Annotated in this window: 6 protein-coding genes; all 6 read right to left on the bottom strand. The window is 49.1% G+C overall.

Annotation, left to right across the window (positions count from 1 at the left end; all coding sequences use genetic code 11):
• Positions 1-173: 173 nt before the first annotated feature.
• The 6 genes from P1U47_RS17530 to rfbA all read right to left on the bottom strand — a co-directional run bounded on the left by P1U47_RS17530 (position 174) and on the right by rfbA (position 5,853).
• A complete protein-coding gene (locus P1U47_RS17530) occupies positions 174-1,598 on the bottom strand; it encodes a mannose-1-phosphate guanylyltransferase/mannose-6-phosphate isomerase (RefSeq protein ID WP_366943195.1) in 1,425 nt (474 codons plus the stop codon).
• A gap of 151 nt (positions 1,599-1,749) precedes the next feature.
• On the bottom strand, positions 1,750-2,085 hold the full coding sequence (locus P1U47_RS17525; protein WP_301030517.1) for a hypothetical protein: 336 nt from the start codon (positions 2,083-2,085) through the stop codon (positions 1,750-1,752).
• 76 nt (positions 2,086-2,161) lie between these two features.
• Positions 2,162-3,451 carry an oligosaccharide flippase family protein gene (locus P1U47_RS17520; protein ID WP_301030516.1) on the bottom strand — a complete coding sequence of 430 codons (1,290 nt, stop codon included), beginning with the start codon at positions 3,449-3,451 and terminating at the stop codon, positions 2,162-2,164.
• 35 nt (positions 3,452-3,486) lie between these two features.
• Entirely contained in the window at positions 3,487-4,398 is a 912-nt protein-coding gene (rfbD, locus tag P1U47_RS17515) for a dTDP-4-dehydrorhamnose reductase (RefSeq protein ID WP_301030515.1), read from the bottom strand.
• Positions 4,395-4,934, bottom strand: a complete 540-nt coding sequence (gene rfbC, locus P1U47_RS17510; RefSeq protein WP_301030514.1) for a dTDP-4-dehydrorhamnose 3,5-epimerase — start codon at positions 4,932-4,934, stop codon at positions 4,395-4,397. Before rfbC ends, rfbD begins: the two co-directional genes overlap by 4 nt.
• A gap of 34 nt (positions 4,935-4,968) precedes the next feature.
• A complete protein-coding gene (gene rfbA / locus P1U47_RS17505) occupies positions 4,969-5,853 on the bottom strand; it encodes a glucose-1-phosphate thymidylyltransferase RfbA (RefSeq protein WP_301030513.1) in 885 nt (294 codons plus the stop codon).
• Positions 5,854-6,332 lie beyond the last annotated feature (479 nt).

The raw sequence follows: 6,332 nt of genomic DNA, 5'->3' as shown, positions 1-6,332 counted from the left end.
TCCGTAGCACCAGATTCTGAATCAAGTTCAGAATGACTACGTGGGGAGCCCCGAGTGACCGCCTAATACACAAAACGCGTCATACCGAACGTAAAAAGCTGCGTCATACCGGACTTGATCCGGTATCTCATCGGGCGGCACCCAGCCAGCTCCGTAGCACCCACCTACCAAAACTAGCCCTTAGGCGCCCGTCCGTATCTATCTTCAAAACGTACTATATCGTCTTCGCCCAAATACGAGCCCGACTGCACTTCAATCAATTCCAACGGAATCACGCCTGGGTTTTCCAATGCATGTACAACACCAACAGGAATATAAGTAGACTGGTTTTCGGTCAGCATTATCTCTTTATCGCCATTGGTCACTTTGGCGGTACCCGACACCACAATCCAGTGCTCTGCGCGGTGATGATGCATTTGCACCGACAATTTCGCACCTGGTTTTACTGTAATCCGCTTAACCTGATACCGCTCGCCATTGTCGATAGAGTCGTAAACACCCCACGGCCGATAAACATGGCGATGCTGTGAAACCTCAGTGCGATTCTGCGCTTTTAAAGCCTCAACAATTTTCTTAACATCTTGCACTTGGTCTTTTGCCGCCACCAAGACCGCGTCATTGGTTTCAACCACCACCACATTCTCTAAACCAACCGTGGCGACCAAACGGTGCTCAGCGCGAATATACGAATTAGACGTATTGTGGCTCAATACATCGCCACTACTCACATTGCCGGCCGCGTCTTTTTCGCCAATCTCCCACAGCGACGACCACGCGCCAACATCACTCCAACCCGCAGCAAGCGGCACTACCACCGCTTTGTCGGTTTTTTCCATCACCGCATAATCAATCGACTCATCGGGGCAGGCCTTAAATGCTTCAGCGTCAATGCGCAAAAAATCCTTATCGCGCTGACGATTCGCAAACGCCTTCTCACAGGCTGAATAAATATCTGGTCTAAACGCCTTCAACTCATTCAAATACACATCCGCGGCAAATAAGAACATACCGCTATTCCAATAATAGCCGCCGGCATCAATATAACTTTGCGCGGTTCCTGCATCGGGCTTCTCTACAAAACGAGAAACCACATACGCGCCATCTTGGCCGCCAACTTGCCCGCCGCGCTGAATATAGCCATAACCGGTATGCGCAGACTCCGGCACAATCCCAAAGGTCACTAAATTACCCGCTGCAGCCTGCACCTGCGCAACGGCAACCGCCGAGTGAAAGGCCGGCACATCATTTATAACGTGATCTGCCGCCATAACCAGCAGCAAAGGCGCTTTATCGCCAGCTGACTCCAGCGCATCAAAAGCCGCCAAGGCAATAGCTGGTGCGGTATTGCGGCCAGCTGGCTCTAAAATAATAGAACTTAAAGCGGCACCAAAATCCTGCGCCTGCTGCGCCACCACAAAGCGGTGCTCTTCGTTGCAAATAACCGAGGTATTGCCGTTACCTAAGCCTTCAACTCGCGCAAGTGTGGCTTGCAACATGGTGTTGTCACCAGCTACTGATAAAAACTGCTTGGGAAATAAGCTTCGGCTAGATGGCCATAAACGGCTTCCGCTGCCACCGGCCATAATTACTACGTGCATAATGCAACCTCTATAAAATGCCTAATATTGCTCACACCTTAAAATAGCTGCAAGCACATCCAATAAGGAAAATGATACCAATTTAAATAGACCACGTGCATGAATCTCTTTGCAAAATCATTCCTATGCAGAGACGCAGCACGCCACCCAATCAACTAAAACTTAGTGCAAGAATAAAAAGCAACGCCACCTCTGCAAGTTGTTTACCAAGCTGAGTATCAGGAAAAGGTGTTTTTACTGCAGAGGTATTACGCAACAGCGGCAGTAAATCTTTAGCCGCCGCAAATAAAGTATTTTGAACCGCTAATAAATGCGCATAGGCTTCATTACGTTGCGTACCAACCTCCTTAAGCTCTAACTGCCGGTCTTTAGCAATAAAGCCCTTTAAGCCAGTCGTCTGTAACACAGTATTACCTATCCCCATTACAGGCCCTGCATTACAACCCAACACCGAGGCGCCTATACCAGACTTAGGCTTTTCAGACACCCCGCCGCCAACCAGCCGTGCTAGCCATACTCGTCACTCAATTTCTTCGATTAACGATAACAATTGCTATTTTTTATTAGCGCCAAACGGCTAAAGTATTAAAACCAAGTCGTTTCTTAACAAAATAAACTGCCAGTAAATTCTGTGTAGCAACCGCGATAGCTGTACCGGCAGCAGCGCCCACAATGCCAAATTGAGCGGTTAAGAACCAAGTCAACACCAGCGCAAATGTACCAGACACCAAAGTCACATTACGCATGTCTCGCTCATGGCCCGACATCATTAGCAAAAACCCCACAGAGCCGGTCATTGCATTTATAAATTGACCAACAGCCAAAATCTGCAATAGTACGGCCCCTTCAGTAAACCCCGTGCCAAACAAGCTCATTAAGAACGAAGGAAAAACTAGCATTCCACCAATTATCGGCAAGGCAAATAAACTGATCAATTTCACCGATTTTATGGCCAAGCGTTCCAATGCAAGCATGTCATTATTGCGATACAAAGTAGCAAACCTTGGTGCAACCACCAAATTCACTGCAATCAAAATAAAACTACTTAACAACGCAGTACGCTGTGCAACCGCTAATTGAGCCAAAGCCTCGCTGCTCACATAAGCACCAGCCATAAACTGCCCAGACCACTGCACCATCTGTGACATAATAACCACGATCCAAAGCGGGCCACAGCTTGCAAACAACGCGCGCCAAGAAATATCCAATTTGCTTTCACGCGGCCTAAACAGATAAAAAAAGCTAAAACCAATAATACCCACCAGCAGTGAAGACAAAGCGTATACGCCAGCCAATTTCATTGCTGACAAATCTGAAACCAGATAAAGACTAAGAATAAGTAATAAATTAGCCGCTATGTTTAACACAAAAATAGATGCAGATACTCGCCTTAAGCCCTGCAGGGCCATAGCGAAAATTGTCAGTACAGACAGCCCGACAACCCCTAAAGACATATATCGTAAAACTGGCGCCAAATCCGGTTTTGAAAACAACTGGGCAGCGAAATAGGGCGCGAAAAAATATAAATTGATCGCACTAAGCGAACTCACGGCCAAAATCAACAACACTGACTTTAAAGTAGTATCTACAGCCAGCTCGGGCGAGCTGCCCGTAAAACGCAACACCGTATTATCTAAACCGACCCGCGAAAAAGCTGATACTACCGCCACCACTGAAAATGCCAAAAAATAATAGCCTGACTCAGCTGCGCCCAAATGACGTGCAACAAAAAAGGTAGCCACAAAGCCACTTATGGCGCCTAAAATCCGGATAGCAAAAGCAAAAGCGCTACTGATCAGTAAATCCCGATTATCAGCATTAGCTAAAACATTTTTAATTTTTGAAGGAAGCAAAGCGGCTACTCAATTTTTAATAAAAATAAAGACGATTATTCACCGCTTGTTACGAGAGTAAGACGTTCAACAGCTTGGCGCCAGTCACTGGCTTGCACGCCGTAATCTTGTGCGAGCTTAGCCGAACTTAACACCGAATACGCCGGCCGCTTTGCCGGCGTGGGATAGGCCGCGGTGGCGATTGCATTTACCGTGGGCCGGCGCGCGATAATGCCCTGCGCGTACGCTTGCTCAAAAATCGCCTCGGCAAAGCCGTGCCAGCTAACCGCCTCGGCACCAGCATAATGGTATATGCCGTAGCGCGCGGTTTGCTTGTCGGTACCGGTGTGCAACTGGCTGGCAATGGCGATCAAGGCCTTGGCGATATCACCGGCATAGGTCGGGCAGCCAAACTGGTCAGCCACCACCCCAAGGGTGTCGCGCTCTTTAGCCAAACGCAGCATCGTTTTAAAGAAATTATTGCCGTATTCACTAAATACCCAAGCGGTGCGCATAATAATATATTTAGTGGCGTGGCGGCTAATCGCCTGCTCGCCAGCCAGTTTGGTCTGCCCGTACACACCCGTTGGACCAACAGCATCGGCTTCCACATAGGGTGTGGTTTTATTGCCATCAAATACATAATCGGTCGACACGTGCAGTAGCGGAATATCAAATCGGGCGCAGAGCTTAGCCAGAGCTAGTGGGCCATCTTCGTTGACCCGCTTCGCTAATTCCGGTTCAGACTCGGCTTTATCCACCGCAGTATACGCAGCGGCATTAATGATCGCTGTGATCCCTTTATCAGCAATAAGCTTTTCTAGGACCACAGTGTCGTTGATGTCGGCGTCTTGGCGACTCAGCAGGGTGTGGACGATATTTTGCGCATTTAACTGGTCAGCCAAGCATTGGCCTAGCTGGCCATTGGCGCCGGTCACCAGCAAATGCATAGCATGCGGCTCACTCATTGCTGAAATAGCTCGGCAAGAGTGGGGGCGGCGCTGTCTTTGGCAGACAGGGTGGGGTTTGCCAGCGGCCAATCAATCGCCATCGCGGGATCATTCCAAATTAGGCAGCCTTCATCGCTGGGGTCGTAATAGTCAGTGCATTTGTACTCGAAGTCAGCGGTGTCGCTGAGCACCACAAAGCCGTGGGCGAAGCCTGGCGGCACCCAGAATTGGCGTTTATTTTCTTCCGAAAGAACCACCCCCTCCCACAATCCAAAGCTGGGCGAGCTGGGACGAATATCCACGGCCACATCAAATACCTCACCACTGACCACCCGCACCAATTTGCCTTGCGGTTTGGTCTTTTGAAAGTGCAGACCGCGCAACACGCCCTTGGCAGAGCGCGAGTGATTGTCTTGCACAAAAGGCAGGCTAATGCCGGCCATGTCTCGGTAACGCTCGGCCTGAAAGGTTTCTAAAAAGAAACCGCGATGATCACCAAATACTTTGGGTTCAATAATCACGCAGTCTTTAAGCTTGGTTTGAATAACGTTCATTGAGCAAGCATCCTCTTAACATATCACCAACAGACTATTTATAGCCGGCCGCAACCCGCAACAGGTATTGTCCATAACCGGTCTTTTTAAGGGCTTCGCCCTGCTGTAATAATTGTTCGGTGCTAATCCAGCCCTGACGATAGGCAATTTCTTCTAGACAGGCGACTTTGAGGCCCTGGCGGTGCTCCACCGTTTGCACAAACTGACCGGCGTCGATTAAGGAGTCGTGGGTGCCGGTATCTAACCAAGCAAAGCCACGGCCCAGCACTTCAACATTAAGGTCGCCGCGCTTGAGGTAGGCGAGGTTTACATCGGTGATTTCCAACTCGCCCCTCGCAGAGGGCTTGATGTTACGGGCAATGTCTACCACGTCGTTGTCGTAAAAATACAGGCCGGTAACCGCATAGGGCGATTTTGGCTTGGCTGGCTTTTCTTCAATACTGATCGCCTTGCCATCCTCGCCAAACTCCACCACCCCAAAGCGCTCTGGGTCGGTGACATGGTAACCAAACACCGTGGCACCAGTCTCTTTGGCAATCGCGCTTTTGAGATTGTCGGAGAAGTGCTGGCCGTAAAAGATATTATCGCCCAGCACGAGGCTAACATTGTCATTGCCAATAAAATCGGCGCCAATGGTAAAGGCTTGGGCCAAACCATCTGGGCTCGGCTGCTCGGCGTAGCTGATGTTAGTGCCAAATTGACTGCCATCACCTAATAAGCGCTGGAAACCGGGTAAATCAGTGGGGGTAGAGATAACGAGTATGTCTTTAATGCCCGACAGCATCAGCACCGACAGCGGATAGTAAATCATCGGTTTGTCGTAGATCGGCAATAATTGCTTAGAGATACCCATTGTAATGGGATGTAAGCGGGTGCCGGAGCCGCCCGCCAAAATAATGCCTTTGTATTTCTTCGTCATTGACTTTCCTTAAGCGGCTCACCACCGCAAGCCTAATATAATATAAAATTAAATTTTCGAATCATGCCGATACCGGCGTAAATTACGGCCATACTAGACTTATTAACGCCAGTCATACCTGACGTAAAAAAATGCGTCATACCGAGCTTTTAAACACCGTCATACCGGACTTGATCCGGTATCTCATCGGGCGGCACCCAACCAGCTCCGTAGCACCAGATTCTGAATCAAGTTCAGAATGACTTCAAAAACATCGCCGCCCGGCCGAACTTAAAAAATGCGCCATACCGTAGGCGGTAAAGCCGTCATACCGGCGACTACAAAACCGTCATACCGGACGTAAAAAATGCGTCATACCGGACTTGATCCGGTATCTCATCGGGCGGCACCCAACCAGCTCCGTAGCACCAGATTCTGAATCAAGTTCAGAATGACTAAAAAATTAGCCATCACCAATCCGGTCCAATTTATAATCCCCC

This window comes from Zhongshania sp. (assembly GCF_029212375.1).
GTDB lineage: Bacteria > Pseudomonadota > Gammaproteobacteria > Pseudomonadales > Spongiibacteraceae > Spongiibacter.
This window is presented reverse-complemented; position numbering and strand designations above follow the sequence as displayed.